Consider the following 16176-nt stretch of genomic DNA (forward strand, 5'->3'; position numbering starts at 1 on the left):
AAGTATCGCCGCTACGATTCGATGTTCGTGTTCGGAACGGCCGGGCACACCCTCGGGCACGCCGGCGCGGTGTTTCCGGAGACACTCCGATGGATCTTCCACGACCAGATTGAAGACAAATGACCCCGGACGCGAAAGCACAGGAAATGAGCAGTGCAATGAACTCAAAGATTGACACGACGGCGTCTGCGACGGTGGATTTTGATGTACCGGCGCGGATGCGCGACGGTGTCGTGCTGCGGGCTGACGTGTACCGGCCTTCCGGTGCAGGGCCCTGGCCTACCTTGGTCGTGCGCACTCCTTACAACAAGGGCGGCGCCGCAGACAACCTCTGGAATGGTTTCTCACCAACAGAAGTGGCACGCAAGGGGTTCATCATGGTAATCCAGGATGTCCGCGGACGCTACGCCTCAGACGGCGATTGGGAGCCGCTGCGCCACGAGGGCGCCGACGGCTTCGACACCATTGCGTGGGCCGCCCAGCTCGACGGATCCAGCGGCCGGGTCGGCATGCTCGGCGGCAGTTACTGCGGGAACACGCAATGGCAGGCCGCGCTCCAGCAGCCGCCGGCGTTGAAGGCGATCACGCCCCTGATGACCTGGACGGACCCGGTTGAAGCCCTCGTAGCCCGGGGTGGTGCCACGCAAATATCGGGCATAACGTCGTGGTCACTGGCGGCCGGCTTTGACTGGTTGACGCGTCAAGGACTGACTGACGAAGAGATGGCCGCCCGGGTCGCCGCCCTGGTTGAAGACCTCAACAGCCTCGAAAAAGACGGCTACTGGGGACTGCCGGTCGCCGAGCTGCCCGTGCTTCGTCGGCATGGCACGCCCATGTTTGTGGAGCCGAACGCAGCCACTGATGTGGAGGCCACTCAGCACATGCGTGTGGCCGGCGGCCATCCGCGCGTCCAGGTCCCCAGCCTGCACACTGGCGGCTGGTACGACACCTGCTTGCAGGGAACCATCGACAACTTCACAGCAATGCGCGACCTCGGCCGAGAGTCGCGGCTGATCATCGGCCCATGGACGCACGAAGACTTCGGCAAGCGGATCGGCGCGCAGGACTTCGGCATCATGTCCAGCCGGGACGCTGGGGCCCATCCGAATGGGCGCTGGAGCGATGAGGTGCTGGCGTTTCTCCGCGGCCACCTCACCGATGATGCACCTGCAAGGACCTCCGCGCCGGTACGGATATTTGTGATGGGACGCAATGAGTGGCGCGACGAGGAAACCTGGCCTCTCCAACGTTCCCGCACCGAGCGCTGGCACTTCCATGCAGACGGCAGCATGAGCACCGCCACACCCGCAGGAGATGCAGTGCCCAGCGAGATCGACTACGACCCCGCCGACCCGGTCCCCACCTATGGCGGGCCAATGGCCCTCACACCAGGACGCGGCCCCCATGACCAAGCGCTGGTAGAGTCACGGCCAGATGTGCTCGTCTTCTCCTCCGAGATTCTCCAGGAGGACCTCGAGGTGACAGGGCCGATCCGGGTACGGCTCCACGCTGCGAGCTCAGCGCCGTCGGCGGACTGGGTCGCCCGCCTGTGCGACGTAGACCCCGACGGGCGGTCCCTGAACCTGACCGACGGCATCCTCCGCATAGAAAACGGCGCCGATAAGGACCAGGAGATCGAGATCGACCTGTGGTCAACAAGCAACGTGTTCTTGGCCGGACACAGGATCAGGGTGCAGATCACCAACAGTTGCTTCCCCCGGTGGGATAGGAATCTCAACACCGGAGACCAGGCCGGGACGGAGTTTGTCACCGCACACCAGCGGCTCTACCATGACGCTATCCGTCAGTCGTACATCGAACTCCCCATCGTCTCAGCAGAAGAGATTCGAGCTTCCGGCACCTAGGTGACGTGTGCGGGCACTGCGTCGGTTAGGTGGTGCAGTGTCCGCCCCCACCGGCCCTTATGATCACCACTTATTCGGGGTATGGGGGCAACGCAGTCCGGCTGAGATGAACCAGGTGCTGACGTACGGCCGCCAGATTACCGAAGGCCTGTCGAATTTGCAGAAGCCGGTCGTGGGCGCCGTGAACAGCTTCGCCTCGGGAGCTGGTTTCAATCTTGCCCTTTGGCGAGAAGGTACGTTCCGCCAGTAAGCGGCATCGGTCCCATTTTCTCGAAGGACTGCTAGCCAAGCCCGGGCTCGGTCACGATGTGCGCGCTCTACACCGCGACTTTCCACGCCCCCAGACGCAAATACCTTTCCGCATTTGTGTTGGCACAATACCTCCGAGCGATCGAAGCCGGCATCACGACCTCGAGTCCAGCCAGCGGCGCCATCGGGATGGTTTTACATAGCCAGTGGCTGTTCCCCAGCCTGGGTCCAACGGCATCGCGCATCTTCGAATCCCCTCAAGAGGAACCTCCCCGGCCCTCCAACGCCTTTATAGGACACGGAATCAGACTTCTAGCTGGCATCGTTTGCCTCTGCGCCTTCCGGTTGCAGGACGCCCTATCAGTTCCCAACCCTGGCCTGACCCCAACGCACCTCCTGGCCGACGCTCTGTGAGTGGCCTTGAACACTCTCGCGCTGACGTCGCCCGGAACCCCCACTGTCCGGCTGGCGGAACAACCCTTATCGCCAACCCGGCATACTGACGATCCAAGCACAGCTACTGTTCATGAGCGCAGCAATTATCTTCACCACCATGGCATCGCCGGACAGGCTCGTTAGGTTACGCCGTACGCCGGTGGGGTGGTGAACGGCAAGGAATCCGGGATACTCCGGTTTCCGCTTAGGGCTCCCACCAAACAGAGACCGGAGATTCTACGACAACGATTGCTGGGCACTGGAACAGTCATCGCTCCCTCGACTGGCAACGGGGACACGCACTGTGGAGCAATTCGGAGTTGCATCTCATTTGCCTATCCAACCAGCGAGGGCTTAGGGAATATACGCCCATATATGGGGGCATATCGGCGTTTGGCCCGAATTGCTGGAGGGTTTAGACGGGTCAGGGAGGCCTCCTCCCTAACGAGGCGAGGTGATTCGAGCGATCGCGCAGCAGCCTGCTACGAATCGCCTCATGAGCTCAGCCACCTCTGAAGACTTCTGGCGAGATGACCCGTGAACTGCGAGGCTTCCGATACCTACCACCTCTTGAGCCACATCCTGGGCCACTCCCGTCCAAAATCCACGTTGTTGACAGATCGGTGACAGCGTCGCTACCAGTAAGCTTGCCCGACCGCCACCGCTATCTCACCTGACGATCCGTCACTACTTCCTTCACACCTCTGGCGTGGAACTGTCCGAGTGGCAGCGCTTTCCACGCACACAGATCATTCCGCGCTTACCGGATGGTGCCCTCGGAGCCCGTATACGTCGTTCATTCAGTTCCTGAGCGGTGGTCATGTCGCTCCGCCCCGTCGACAGATATGGATGAGTGACGGCAAAGAGACGCTGGAAGTGAGTCGGCCATGATCGGTCAAAAAGCAGACTTAAGTGTGCACACTGTGCACACCCCCTTTGGCCGGACAAAGCGACTCTTCGGCGCCGTGACGGGACGGAAATCGCATGGCAGGGATCGACGAAACAGAAATCTCTCGAAGTCATGTCGTGCCAAATCCCGGACCCCATGAACAGGTGTAGGCCACCACGGACCTACCGAACAGAACCGAAGGAGGAATCCGCGTGACACCAACTGAGAGCCAGCGGAGCGCCCACCAGCCAGGACGCTGACCCCGCTCCCCCACCCAAACTGAACAGGCCGCACCCGGCGGCCAGGCACGAGCCGGGCATCCCAATCAGAGACAGATGTCAAGCTTTGTACACACGTTAAAGCAAAAACCCCTCTGACGAGGGGTTATGCCGTGCCCGAGGTGGGACTCGAACGCGATTCTTGGCCTTGTGGATACTGGGAAGTGGCGGAAACATGCGGAATCCGGGCCAGTCCGGCGGTTGTACGGAGCAGTCCGAGGCGAAAGGTGTGCACATCGTGCACACTTTCTTATTTGCCCGTTTGCTGGGCAGCGCGAGACATGCCGAACTGCCCGGCGAACGGCCTCAGGAATCACGGACAAGGGCAGGCTGGCGGCGATCCAACCGCAACACACTGGGCAACTAGACTTCATCACTTTCCTCCTTCAGACATTCATGCTGTACCTAAGCACGAGCGACATGACCTTTCGCCGCGTCGCCGCAGCCTTCGTTCGAGGTGCGCCAAAAAGGCTGTGGGCATGAAGAGTCACCCGCCCTACGCTCCGGCTCGCGAGGACAACGGCCAAGGTCCCCACCCGCGCCGGCACGCTCCTTCTTGAACCTCCTCGGCGGCTCTCACGGCGCAGGACCAGCAGACCCACGGCAGTCATGGCAAGCGTTGAAATATGGGGCGAAAGCTGGCTGAGTGGTGCTGGCATCAATGAACACACAGGCGTAGCGTCGATTGGACAATCGACGGCGGCAAAGTCACGTTGACGCGGTACCTTGTGCAGGTCCGTGGTGAGCCGTTAAGTCAATCCTTTAGGAGCTTGGGATGACTGGATGGAATGTGGACACCGTTGCTGGGCCCCTAGGGCCCGGGACAGTCACCTTGGTGGAGGGCTCGTCTTTCTGTATCTCCACGGCGAACGGGGACATCCATCCGGATTACCCGCACGGGGTTTTCTTCGAGGACACCCGCATCCTGTCCCGCTGGAACCTGACCGTGAACAGTCAACCATTGGAGCCACTGGCCGCGAATACGACTGAGCCATACCGGGCCCTGTTTGTCGGTCGCGTAGTCCGATCGGACGGGTACTCTGACAGCCCGCTGATCGTTGAACGGCTTCGCGAGGTAGGTGTCGGGATTCTGGAGCAGATAACTGTCCGAAACTACGGAAACATCAGTGTTGATTGCGTGGTTTCCCTCTGGGTCGAAGCGGACTTCGCGGACCTTTTCGAGGTAAAGGAGGCCAAAACCCAGCGCCGCTGGAGCGAATCCCGCGAAGCAGATCCCGAATCGCTGACGATCCAGGCCCTCTGGCAGGACGTGAGGAAGGGCGTCGTAGTGTCGGCCATTGGAGCCGACGTGGCACCTGAAGGCCTTAGCTATCATTCTGTTGTCCCGCCGCATGGGGAATGGAGCACGACCGTGAGCGTGGTGCCTACCTCCGACGGGACGGGCCCGATGGCACCGTTCGTTCGTCCGCATGAGGGCGAAATGTCTCCGCAAGACGTGCGCCGACATGAGTGGGTATCCAAGATTCCCGTGCTGCACATGGGCAACAGCTCCATCGAACGGACCCTGCGGCGCAGCTACGACGATCTGGGCGCACTTCGCATTGAGGACCCTGACCACCCTGATCGGAACGTGGTAGCTGCAGGCGCCCCCTGGTTCATGGCGCTGTTCGGACGGGACGCACTTTTGGCCTCCCTTATGGCACTGCCCGTGGATCCGTCCTTGGCCCTTGGCACCATCCAGACGCTGGCCGACCGTCAAGGTCGCGTCGTGGACCCAATAAGCGAGGAAGAACCCGGCAAGATCCTGCACGAGGTCAGGCTCGATGTCTCCAGCGGACTGGCTCTGGGTGGGAAATCCGCCTACTACGGCAGCGTGGACGCCACCCCGCTCTTCGTGACCGTGCTGGGGGAAGTGGGCCGCTGGGGTTTTGCCGCGGAGACCATTTCCGCACTCCTGCCACATGCGGACCGGGCACTGGACTGGATCCGCGACTACGGCGACAAAGACGGTGACGGTTTCGTCGAGTATTCGCGGCTCAATGACCGGGGACTCATCAACCAAGGATGGAAGGACTCCTGGGACGGTATCAACTTCGCTGACGGCAGTCTGGCCGAGCCACCTATCGCGCTGTGCGAGGTGCAGGCTTACGTCTATAGCGCATATCTGAGTCGCTCCATGATCGCCTACGACGCCGGTGACATGGCACTGGCCGAAGAGTATCGAGAGCGGGCGGCGCGGCTGAAGCGGCAGTTTAACGAACAGTTCTGGCTGCCCGATCGCGGTTACTATGCCATCGCACTGGACGGCCGAAAGCGGCCGGTCGATGCATGCGCGTCCAACATGGGGCAATGCCTTTGGTTCGGCATCGTCGACAAAGATAAGGCACCACTAGTAGCGGAACGTCTAATGTCCCCCGAAATGTTCAGTGGCTGGGGGGTGCGTACCCTGGCAACCGACATGGGGGCCTATAACCCCGCAAGCTACCACAACGGGTCGGTCTGGCCCCACGACAATGCGATCATCGCGGCCGGTCTTCTCCGCTATGGCTTTGTGGAACAGGCGCAGCGCATCTCCACAGCGCTGCTGGAGGCAGCACAATACTCAGAGGGAAGACTTCCGGAATTGTTCTGCGGCTTCAGCCGAGAGGTCCTTGACGAACCCGTACCCTATCCCACCGCGTGCTCGCCGCAGGCCTGGGCCGCCACAACCCCGATCCTCTTGGTGAAAAGCCTCATGGGTTACTACGCCGACGTCGCCCGCGGCAGTCTTTGGATGGATCCTGTGCTCCCGGAATCCTACGGTGGACTGCATATCACCAATGCACCAATGGCCGGCAGTCGCATCACCATCGACATTTCCGGTTCCACGGCTACTATTCAGGGGTTGCCGCAAGGGATGGTCTTGCACCACGGCATCCGGCCGTGGGCGGCCGACCTCGTGGAACAGCGCCGAAAGGCATAAGCCTCCACTTCGGAGGCCGTTCGTCTGTCCGGATTCAGTAGGGTGCCGGCAGGTACATGAGCGCCTGATTCACTTTGTAGTTCAGGCCAACATCTTCAGGAGTTACCCATATTTCGAAAGACTCGCACCGTTCATACAGTCTCCGTCTCCCCGTGTCGTCGTAAACCCACGCAATGGCGCCATCGCTTGTGACACCGTCGATGACGCCGCGCGCCATCGTTCGACCCTTTAGGAGGATTTCAGCTGCGGCGCCGTTAACGGAAGTCCAATCGTCAATTCGCCGGAGAGCGCCTGGTTTCGAATTCACGATTTGATCTCTACGGTCGGCGGTATTCGCCGCTCCAGGCGTTGCTTCAGGGTGCCCCGATACGGCACTGAGGTGCCGGAACCTGCTGTTGCAGCTATGGACGCCCTCTGCGGGTCCAAGGTCGGTGGCATGTTTGCCTCTCTTACCTCCGCTCGGTGGCCGTACCTGTGTCCTACTCCAGTGAGGCCAATTCGGGAACACTGGGTGCTACTTGACAACAGCAAAGCCGCCGGTCCAGCCGACCTGTTCGGAAACGGCCAGGGTGATCTGCAGGAAGCCAAGTGCTTCAAGTTCGCGGGCGCGGCGCAAGGAACCTGCGTCTATGCTACGGAGGCCGCCGGCGGTGACGACGTCGGTGAGTGCAGTCTTGGCGTCGGCATCGTCGCCTGCTATGAGCACGGTGGTGAGCTGGTCCCCGACCCTGCCCATGGCGAGGGTGGGGGCCAAGATGGTGTTGAAGGCCTTCAGGACCCTGGACTGCGGGAGTGCTGCGGCTAGTTCCGCAGCTGCGGAGGAGTCTGCCGGGACGGTGAGGGAGTCGAAGGTCTCGAAGTTCACCGGGTTGGTAATGTCGACGACGGTGCGGCCGGAGAGCTGTCCGGCGCGCAGTGCAAGGACTTCATTGATCGCGGGATAGGGCACGGCGAGGATGACGATGTCGCCGGTGACGGGCTGATCTGTGTCCTTGCTGTTGAGGGCTTGGACGGTGTTGCCACCCTTTTCGGCGATGGCCGCGATGGCCTTGCCCATGTTGCCGGTTCCGAGAATGCTGATGCGGGTCATGACGATCTCCTCTTGGTATCCGCACTCTTTGAGTGTCTGGTTGTGATGGCTGTCGGGGACGGGTTAGGCAGCGCCCGGCCCTGGTCAAAAGGTTTGAAGCTCCGGTTCATGCGACTTGGAGCGAGCGTATGGAGTTGCCGAAGCGCATGCGGTCGATGGTGGTGGTGACGCTTTTTGGGTCGGTAGCGGCTCCGAGCGTCAGGAGCAGTGGGACGAAATGGTCCGCGGTCGGGTGCGCGATGCGTGCACCGGGACCTTTGGTCGCGTAATCGGTAAGCGCGTCAACGTCCCCGCTCGTGAGGGCGTTGTTGGCCCACTCGTCGAACGCCTCCATATACCCGACGAGGGCGGGCCGACGCATAGCCTCGAAGCTATGGGTCATGAAACCGGACCCTATGATCAGGACACCCTCTTCGCGAAGATGTTTGAGTCGCTGGCCGAGCTTGAGGAGGGCTTCGGGGGCAAGGCTGGGCATGCTGAGCTGCACGACCGGAACGTCTGCGGCCGGGTACATGGCCATAAGCGGAACAAACGCTCCGTGGTCCAGTCCGCGGTTGGCGTAGTGATGGATGGTGGTCCTGTCGGACAGTGTTGCAGAAATACGCCGGGCCAGCGCGGTTGCGTCCGGGGTGGCGTACTTCAACGTGTAGTAGCGGGGGTGAAAACCGCCGAAGTCGTAATACAGGGGCGTCCCGGCCGCGGCACCGGTGATGGCCATGGGCGCGTTTTCCCAGTGTGCGGAGACGATGACGATCGCGCGGGGCTTGGGCATACTCTGGGACCAGGTGAAGAGGTCGTTGAGCCATTCCGGGTCGTCCAGGGTGGGAGGGGCGCCGTGACTGACGAACAGCGACGGGAGCGGCCCGTCGTCGGGCTGCCACGATTTCTGCGCCTTCGCCAAGGGCAGGACACGTTTGAGCAGGTCATCGTAAGCACCGGCCGGAACGGCCGGATTGAACAGGTCAGTGGTGTTGGTCATGACAAGGGTTTCCTTCACGGATCCGCTGCTGGGGCGGGAGGGCGCTGGCGGAGAGGCGGCCCGGTACTGCCGGGGGTGGTGGTGCTAGAAGGCCCCGGCACCAAAGCGTCCAACGGCCACAACCAGGGCAAGAACGGAGAGGACAACATTGACGAGTGCCATCGACTTCTCGCTCCGTTTGAGGTGGGTGGTTACTGCGCCGACCATCACGATGGCCAACCCCGTCGCAGCCAAGGGAACCAAGTAACCTGCGATACCGGTGGCCGCGGGAAGTATCAGGCCCACGGCCCCCAGAATTTCGGCGAGCCCGATGGCCTTGATCGTGACGGATTTTGAGTCCTCGGTCCAACCCATGCCAGAGGCGGCCAGCTTTTCCCGTGGCTGGAAAATTTTCATGCCACCGGCGGCAAGGAAGGCCAGGGCCAGGAGGGAAGCGATAATCCAGAGGGTGATGTTCACGATGGGTATCCTTTGCTGCGTGGATGCCGGCGGCGTGACCTTCCGACACTTGGTCAATTCTCTTCACGATTGAAGTAAACTGTAAGCAGACTTGCTTCAAGATGCAAGTAGATTTCAATTCTTTTAGTTCAAGGCTGAACCGATGGGTTGGTACAATCGGGCTATGGAAACGTCAGCCAATACTAAAGTGCCCGATCCCGGAGCAGGGGGCAGTCCACCGTCCGCGCCCCGCTGGCTGAATGAGGAGGAACGCGCCACATGGTTTGCTTTCGCCAGCGTCCTTCTGCGGCTTCCCGGAGCACTGGATGCCCAGCTGCAGCACCAAGCCGGCATCAGTCATTTCGACTACATCGTCATGTCCACCCTCTCCGAATCGCCGGGGCGCACACTTAGGATGGGTAGCCTGGCTGTCATGGCCGAATCTGGCCTGCCCCGCCTCTCCCAAGTCGTTGGACGACTCGAAAAGCGGGGCTGGGTTACACGAACAGCTGACCCCACCGACGGACGTTCCACTCTGGCTTCCCTCACTGACGAAGGGTGGGAAAAGGTGGTTGAAACAGCGCCCGGACATGTTGAAGAAGTACGCCGGCTCGTATTCGACCCGCTCACTAAGGCCCAACTGAAGCGCCTTAACGAGCTCAGCCGCCGCATCATGATCACGGTTGACCCCGAAGATCGTTGCCTCCGGTAGTTACCTACGACCTTCGTGGCATCGCGGCTGCAGACGGGATCTCACTCCCGAAATTTTCGTTGTCGCTGGCAGGGGCACGCGGGAGCAGGCAGTTCGAGAAAACCTCGTATCCGTCAAGACGGAACACCATCTGCCTCAGTGAGGCGCCTTCTGTAGAAATCCAAAGAAACGAATCGTCCGGCATGACGGCCTCGACCGTGCCTTTACGGACCAATTTACCGCCCTTCCAAATTTCTACACGCTGCCCGACAGTGCGTTGCCAATCCGGTTGCAGGTGAAGGTCCACCGTTTACTCCTCGTGCACTTCAGTAAGACATGAACAGCTGTCCGGTGACTCCGGGAGCCGAGGGCTCGACGCCCTGGTTTTGCGCATTTTCACAATTTACGTGCTGATATCCGAACGGCGGCTGCGGATGCCGCTCGCTCCCGGCACCCGCCCGGACCCGGTCCGCACGAGCCCGGCTGCGGTATCGTGCCGCTGAAGGGACGGAGCGCTTCCTTGGCGAATGTCCGGTGCCCGGGTATCGAATAGCCAGGACGGCTTGACCGTGTCACCTCATCGTGCAGGGGTGGGTGGTTGGGCTACAACGTGGTCATTCGGGCTGCGCTTCGAACAGTATTCATCTGCATAGTGCATTCCTACCCAGGGGGAGACAACTAGCTGTCTCGGATAGGCCTCTCTCGCGAATCCCGATGCGTTATCCCACCCCGAATCTACCTCCCGAGATGAGCAAACGACTTCTGTTCGTGTCCTTGTGAATCGCATTGTGCTTCCAATCTGTTCTCTTCCTAGTGACTTTTTGGACATTCCATCGTGAGCCGCCGTTGGAATTCAGTCAGGGCATCGCTACAGCCTCAGCCTTAAGAGCCCGCCATCGGGATCAGGTAGCCTCTCCGTTTCCCTTCTTTGCGTTTCTATCGCGTACCCTCACCATGACTTTCGAGAAAACGACAGCAAGTACGAGAACGCCGCCATTGAATACCTGAGTGATCCAGTTCTGGGCGCCGAGGAGCGTGAAGCCGTTGACTGCGATGGCGACGAAAAAGACGCCGATCATCGTACCGACGACGTTCGGATATCCGGGCTTGATGGTGGTCTGGCCGAGGAATACAGCAGCGAGGGCAGGGAATAGAAAGCTGGGTGCTGAAGCGGCATCGGCAGAACCCGATCTCACAGTGAGTAAGACTCCAGCGAAACCAGCCACCAGGGCACCTAGCATGTAGGCGATGAAGACATGCCGTTTGACGCCGATACCCGCGAGCCCCGCGGCACTCCTGTTGGAGCCGATGGCGGCGAGCCTTCGGCCAAACGGGGTCTGATTCAGCAAGTACCAGACGATCGTTGCGGCAAGTAGAAGCAGCCAGAAGGGGCGGGCGATCCCGAGCCACTGTCCAGCACCCCAGGTTCCGATCTCCGCGGGGACACCCTGAACCACCCTGCCTCCCGTGAAAGCGAGCAGAATCCCGTTAATCAGAACGTACGTCCCGAGAGTCACGATGAACGGATCCAGATCCAATGCCGTGATGAGCGCGGCGTTTATCACGCCAGCAACCAGAGCAAAGAGTACGGACACCAGCATTGCCATCCAGAGGGGTACCTGATTGGAGGCGAGTAGGGAGGCCATCGTCACGCTGGAAATCCCCGCAATGGCAGCGACGGAGATGTCGAAGTATCCCGCAACGAGCGTGATGACCATGGCCAGGGCGATGAGACCTGCCACTGATTGGTTGGCGAGAATATTCTGGATGTTGGGTGCCGAGAAGAAAAGCCTCGAGGTTGGAGCTACCAACCCGAACACCAGTATCATCAGAACGAGCAGCCCACCCAGGCCGTATCTTTCAGCAAGGTTGACGGGGCTCCGTCGGGCCCGGTCCTTGGGATCTTTTCTTGCTTCAACCTCTTCAGACAACAACACTGGATTCCTCTCCCCGTTGGTAGATCACTTCGTTCAGCCCCTGCGCACTCAGCTCAGGCGCCCGTACCTCGGCGACAATCCGGCCCTCATGCAGCACGATCGCCCGATCAACGACCTGTGCGAGTTCCTCCAAGTCAGATGTGACGATCAGCGCCGCGCCGCCGGCAGCGACCACCTCACGGACTGCCGAATAGATGTCCGCTCTCGCTCCGACGTCGACACCCTGGGTCGGCTCGTCAAGAAGTAGCAGGCTTGGGCTGAGGCGAAGCCACCGACCCATCACAATCTTTTGCTGATTCCCTCCAGACAGTGACCGGATCGCTACGTCCCCGGATGGCGTCTTCACCCTGAATCGCTTTCGGAGGACGCCGGCGTCACGTTCGATCGCGGCTCGACGGAACCAACCGCCACGCCAATATTTGCCGAGTACGCTCACCGACATGTTTTCATCGACGGTGAGGTTCGGAAATATGCCACCGTTGACACGATCCTCCGGGACCATGATCACGCCAGCAGCGATCGCCTGACCCGGGTTGCGGAAAGCAACGTTTCGTCCGTTCAACTCAACTCGACCAGATGCCAGCCGCAGGTCCCCGTACAGAGCACGTAAGAGCTCCGTCCGGCCGGATCCGAGCAGGCCGGCCACCCCTACAACCTCCCCCGGGCGCAGTTCAAGGTCTACGTTCCGCAGTGGGCCGGCGTCGAGATCGGCAACCTTCAGAACAAGAGGTCCGGGAGCGCGCCCGGGGTGGTGGATTTCGAGGCGGTCTGCGGCTACCTGCCGTTCGGTTCGATCCATCGTCGACCGCTCACCAAGAATTGACCCGATGAGGTCTTGCTCGGTGAGGCTGGCAGTTGCATGTTCGCTGACAACCCTTCCATCGCGCATTACGGTGACGCGCTGCGTGAGTTCGAGAACCTCGTCCAGTCGGTGGCTCACGAAAACTACCGCATGACCCTCTGTGGCCATTCGTCTCACTGCTTTGAAGAGGACGTGTACCTCGTGCCTGGGCAGTGAAGCAGTGGGTTCATCGAGGATGATGATTCCGTGGCGACCATCCATGCCGCGCATCGCCCGTGCCGCCGCGATCTGCGCTCGGACAGCAACGGGAAGGTCGCGAATAAGGTCAGTGGGACGAGCAGCGATGTCCAGCTTCCTTATTGCATCGCGAGCGCCCTGATGCAGTTCGCGCCAACGAACCTGACCGAACCCTGTTGCCGGGTAATCTGTGCCGAGTCGCAGATTCTCGGCGACGCTGAGGTCCGGAAACACTGCAAGGTCTTGGTGGACGACTCTAATGCCGAGGTCGTGAGCGAACCGGGGGTGCATTCGGGCCGCTTCCATGGTGTGACCTGCAATGTGCACCTCACCCGCGTCAGCCTGGACGACGCCGCTGAGAATCTTGATGAGTGTCGACTTGCCGCATCCGTTGCCCCCGACCAAGGCGTGAATCTCCCCTCCGCGTACATCGAGGTTGACACCGTCGAGTGCGCGGGTGCCCGGATACATCTTCGATACACCGCGCACTGACAGGAGTGTTTCGCCGTCGTGCATCACGCCACCCCTCCGAAAGCAACCAAGTGATCGGTTGACATGGCTCCAGCCATAGGCCAAGGTAGGCCTCTTCGCCGCAGTATGCGACGCCGCCGCCACGAGGCAGTGCCGCCGCGGAAATAACAGTTGAGTGACATTGCAGCTCCTTTGCTGTTGTGTCCTACCAAGCTCCGTGCAGGTTAGCATCCAATTCTTAATCAAACAACCGTCGGGTAGCTTCATCGGCTCACTCGCGTAGACAATCGGTCGGTTGGTCGAATAGAATCGCGATGGCACAGTGCAGTGCGATCGAAGTGCTGCAACAATTCAGTGCTTCGGGATCGAGACCACCAGAAAAGGAAGCGCATGAAGAACGCGACTAAGGCATCCCGTCAGGGAGCACAGTTTCCACCGCGGCTACCGATTGAACGCGACCCCGTCGACCGAGTGGCACCGTCATCCAAGCTCGCCGAGGCTCGTCGGAGCGGAGAGTGGCCATCTTTCGACTTCATCGACCCGATGGTCGGTGGCTCCGGCGTCCAAGATGCGAAGGCTATCACGCGATATGCGGAAGTACGCGAAGTACTGCGAGCTCCGGGAACGCGGTTGGGTATCGTCGTCCATGCGGAAGAAGAGTCGCTAAAAATGCCAGGCATGCTTCTCGTCGGAGAAGGCGAGGAGCATAGGCGGGCTAAGTCCGTGCTCGTAAGGCACCTCAACCCGAGGCGGGTACAGGAATTGAGGCCCGAGCTTGAGCGTATCGTCGACGAACTGCTGGACCGACTTGCAACACAACCCAGTCCAATAGATCTCGTTGCGGAGTACACGTCCCAGCTTCCGGCTCTGATGGTTTCGCACCTACTCGGGATACCGTACGAAGAAGCCAGCAAGATTGACCACTGGACGCGGAAACAGTCAGACCAGACAGTCAGTGCCGGGGAAGTTCAGACCGCCATAAGCGAGTTGAAGGCGTATACCGCCGAGAAGGTGACTAAGGCTCGGGAAAATCCAGGCAACGACCTTCTAAGCGCGCTGGTCCACGATCACACCGACGTTCTTAGTGACGAGGAGTCTGGCGGCCTCGTCTTTAGCATCATCACCGCGTCCCTCGATACGACTGCGAGGTTCAGCACTCTCGTCATCTTGACGCTGCTGCGAAACGCAGAGCAACGGGCCATCATGCAGGAAGCAGGCGGGATATCCGAAGCGAACATCGACGAGCTCATTCGCTATCTCTCCCCTGCCCCGGCCGCGCAATGGCGATACATTACGGAGGACCTCGAGATTGGCGAGAAGTCATTGAAAGCTGGTGAACGCGTGCAAGTTTCACTCCTGGCGGCCAACTGGGATCCGGAACTGGTGGGCGACCATCCGGAACTCGATCTCCGACGCAAGCCCATACCGCATGTTGCGTTTGGCTACGGTATGCACCAGTGCCCAGGGCAGCACCTCGCGCGCCTTGAAGTCAGCATTCTCGTGAGCAAGCTCTTCAATCGCTACCCTGGTCTTCGACTCGCAGAGGACATTGATGACCTTGAGTGGCTCAAAGATGACCTGCTTTACGCCACACGCACGCTCCCGGTCACGTGGTGATAGAACCGAAGCTTTTGCCGCAGACAGCGCCCCGCACTGGCTGTTGTTTCTTCGGCCTTGTCGAAACCCAAGTGACGAGCCGAATCAACAGCACAGCCAGCTCACGGCCCCGCTCCGCCAGACCTTAGTCCGCTGGGGGCAGAATATCCACAAGAATCCGTGAAAGGAACGACCGCATGAGCATCGTTATAACTGGCGCAACGGGCCAGCTGGGTCGCCTCGTCATCGAGGCCCTATTGGACCGCGGTGTTCCCGCCGGGGGCATCGTCGCCGCGGGCCGCTCCATTGGGAAGCTGGCAGATCTCGCCGGTCTCGGAGTCAAGGTCACATCATTGGACTACGAAGACGCCGCCTCTGTCGCTGGAGCGTTGAAAGGGGCCAGCAGAATATTGCTGATCTCCAGCAGTGAGGTCGGCCAGCGTGTGGAGCAACACCGCACTGTTATCGAAGCGGCCGGGGACGAGGGCGTGGAGCTGCTTGCCTACACCAGCATCGCGAACGCCGACACAACTGGCATGAAGCTCGCCGCAGAACACCAAGCTACAGAGTCAATCCTCGTGGAATCCGGAGTCCCCTTCGCACTCCTACGGAATAGCTGGTACCTGGAGAACTACACCGGCCAATTGTCGGTAACGCTGGCCCAGGGGGCGTTGGCGGGCAGCGCTGGAAATGGCAAGGTCAGCGCTGCCTCCCGCGCCGACTACGCAAACGCTGCCGCTGCCGTCCTGTTGGCAGAAAACCAGGCGGGCAAGGTATATGAACTTGGTGGAGATGAAGCGTTCACCATGAACGACTTGGCAGCCGAGATCACCGCGGTCTCGGGTCAGACGATTACCTACAAGAATCTTCCTGCCGACGACTACATTGGCCTGCTGACTGGTGTGGGCGTACCGGAATCTTTCGCGCATATCCTTGCCGATTCCGACCTGGGCATCGCGCGCGGAGATCTCTTGGTTACCGGCGGTGACCTTCGCAGGCTGATTGGACGGCAGGCAACCTCCTTATCCGAGGCCGTACGCTCGGCTGCCGCCAGCGTCTTGCCCTAATCCAGCCCGGTCAGGAGATGGAGCCTTGAGTGCCTGGATGTCCGCACAGCATGGGAGCCCCAGCGGCGGTGACGCGATATTACATTGACCGTGCGCCACCCCCGTGTAATCTTTATAGAACGAACGGTCAGTAATTGGCTTCTGACCCCCACTCACTTCGCGAAGGATGTTCTCATGGTCGAGGCTTTTCTTGTTGGCGGCGCACGGACGCCGGTTGGTCGTTACGGCG

General features: G+C 60.5%; 12 protein-coding genes. 6 read left to right on the forward strand and 6 right to left on the reverse strand.

The annotated features are described in order from the left end of the window. The first annotated feature begins 158 nt into the window (after positions 1–158). The 3 genes from ACFX4T_RS25155 (at position 159) to ACFX4T_RS25165 (ending at position 6639) form a co-directional block, all read left to right on the forward strand. Entirely contained in the window at positions 159–1865 is a 1707-nt protein-coding gene (locus ACFX4T_RS25155; RefSeq protein WP_377655111.1) for a CocE/NonD family hydrolase, read from the forward strand. Between the two features lie 37 nt (positions 1866–1902). Then, on the forward strand, positions 1903–2115 hold the full coding sequence (locus ACFX4T_RS25160) for a hypothetical protein (protein ID WP_377655113.1): 213 nt from the start codon (positions 1903–1905) through the stop codon (positions 2113–2115). A 2376-nt stretch (positions 2116–4491) separates the two neighbouring features. After that, the gene (locus tag ACFX4T_RS25165) at positions 4492–6639 is read left to right on the forward strand and encodes a glycogen debranching N-terminal domain-containing protein (RefSeq protein WP_223948947.1); all 2148 of its coding nucleotides are present in this window, start codon (positions 4492–4494) and stop codon (positions 6637–6639) included. A 34-nt stretch (positions 6640–6673) separates the two neighbouring features. Here ACFX4T_RS25165 and ACFX4T_RS25170 read toward each other — a convergent pair whose 3' ends face one another. From ACFX4T_RS25170 to ACFX4T_RS25185, 4 genes are all read right to left on the reverse strand, one after another. Next, positions 6674–6946 (reverse strand): hypothetical protein, encoded by a 273-nt coding sequence (locus tag ACFX4T_RS25170; protein ID WP_377655115.1) that lies wholly within the window; start codon positions 6944–6946, stop codon positions 6674–6676. A gap of 207 nt (positions 6947–7153) precedes the next feature. After that, positions 7154–7729, reverse strand: coding sequence for an NADPH-dependent F420 reductase (locus tag ACFX4T_RS25175; RefSeq protein ID WP_223948945.1), 576 nt, complete (start codon positions 7727–7729; stop codon positions 7154–7156). A gap of 106 nt (positions 7730–7835) precedes the next feature. Beyond that, entirely contained in the window at positions 7836–8708 is an 873-nt protein-coding gene (locus tag ACFX4T_RS25180; RefSeq protein ID WP_223948944.1) for a class III extradiol ring-cleavage dioxygenase, read from the reverse strand. A gap of 84 nt (positions 8709–8792) precedes the next feature. Next, entirely contained in the window at positions 8793–9167 is a 375-nt protein-coding gene (locus ACFX4T_RS25185) for a DoxX family protein (protein ID WP_377655117.1), read from the reverse strand. A 163-nt stretch (positions 9168–9330) separates the two neighbouring features. On the opposite strand from ACFX4T_RS25185, the gene ACFX4T_RS25190 reads away from it, so the two are divergent. Continuing rightward, positions 9331–9858, forward strand: a complete 528-nt coding sequence (locus ACFX4T_RS25190; protein ID WP_223948942.1) for a MarR family winged helix-turn-helix transcriptional regulator — start codon at positions 9331–9333, stop codon at positions 9856–9858. 881 nt (positions 9859–10739) lie between these two features. On the opposite strand, the gene ACFX4T_RS25195 is transcribed toward ACFX4T_RS25190, so the two are convergent. After that, positions 10740–11774 carry an ABC transporter permease gene (locus ACFX4T_RS25195; RefSeq protein ID WP_377655119.1) on the reverse strand — a complete coding sequence of 345 codons (1035 nt, stop codon included), beginning with the start codon at positions 11772–11774 and terminating at the stop codon, positions 10740–10742. Beyond that, positions 11761–13302, reverse strand: a complete 1542-nt coding sequence (locus tag ACFX4T_RS25200) for a sugar ABC transporter ATP-binding protein (RefSeq protein ID WP_223948940.1) — start codon at positions 13300–13302, stop codon at positions 11761–11763. The genes ACFX4T_RS25195 and ACFX4T_RS25200 overlap by 14 nt, the downstream gene beginning before the upstream one ends. 372 nt (positions 13303–13674) lie before the next feature. Between ACFX4T_RS25200 and ACFX4T_RS25205 the strand changes: the two genes are divergently transcribed. Together ACFX4T_RS25205 and ACFX4T_RS25210 are read left to right on the forward strand one after the other, a co-directional pair. Further along, positions 13675–14901, forward strand: coding sequence for a cytochrome P450 (locus ACFX4T_RS25205; RefSeq protein WP_223948939.1), 1227 nt, complete (start codon positions 13675–13677; stop codon positions 14899–14901). Between the two features lie 176 nt (positions 14902–15077). Then, on the forward strand, positions 15078–15947 hold the full coding sequence (locus ACFX4T_RS25210) for an SDR family oxidoreductase (protein ID WP_223948938.1): 870 nt from the start codon (positions 15078–15080) through the stop codon (positions 15945–15947). Positions 15948–16176 lie beyond the last annotated feature (229 nt).

The sequence above is a fragment of the Paenarthrobacter sp. YIM B13468 genome (assembly GCF_042788025.1).
In the GTDB taxonomy this organism is placed as follows: Bacteria; Actinomycetota; Actinomycetes; order Actinomycetales; family Micrococcaceae; genus Arthrobacter; species Arthrobacter aromaticivorans.

Excerpts from the sequence above, each read along its gene's own strand:
- ACFX4T_RS25155 (WP_377655111.1), top strand. The coding sequence starts at position 159 with ATGAACTCAAAGATTGACACGACGGCGTCTGCGACGGTGGATTTTGAT.
- ACFX4T_RS25165 (WP_223948947.1), top strand. The coding sequence starts at position 4,492 with ATGACTGGATGGAATGTGGACACCGTTGCTGGGCCCCTAGGGCCCGGG.
- ACFX4T_RS25175 (WP_223948945.1), bottom strand. The coding sequence starts at position 7,729 with ATGACCCGCATCAGCATTCTCGGAACCGGCAACATGGGCAAGGCCATC.
- ACFX4T_RS25180 (WP_223948944.1), bottom strand. The coding sequence starts at position 8,708 with ATGACCAACACCACTGACCTGTTCAATCCGGCCGTTCCGGCCGGTGCT.
- ACFX4T_RS25190 (WP_223948942.1), top strand. The coding sequence starts at position 9,331 with ATGGAAACGTCAGCCAATACTAAAGTGCCCGATCCCGGAGCAGGGGGC.
- ACFX4T_RS25205 (WP_223948939.1), top strand. The coding sequence starts at position 13,675 with ATGAAGAACGCGACTAAGGCATCCCGTCAGGGAGCACAGTTTCCACCG.
- ACFX4T_RS25210 (WP_223948938.1), top strand. The coding sequence starts at position 15,078 with ATGAGCATCGTTATAACTGGCGCAACGGGCCAGCTGGGTCGCCTCGTC.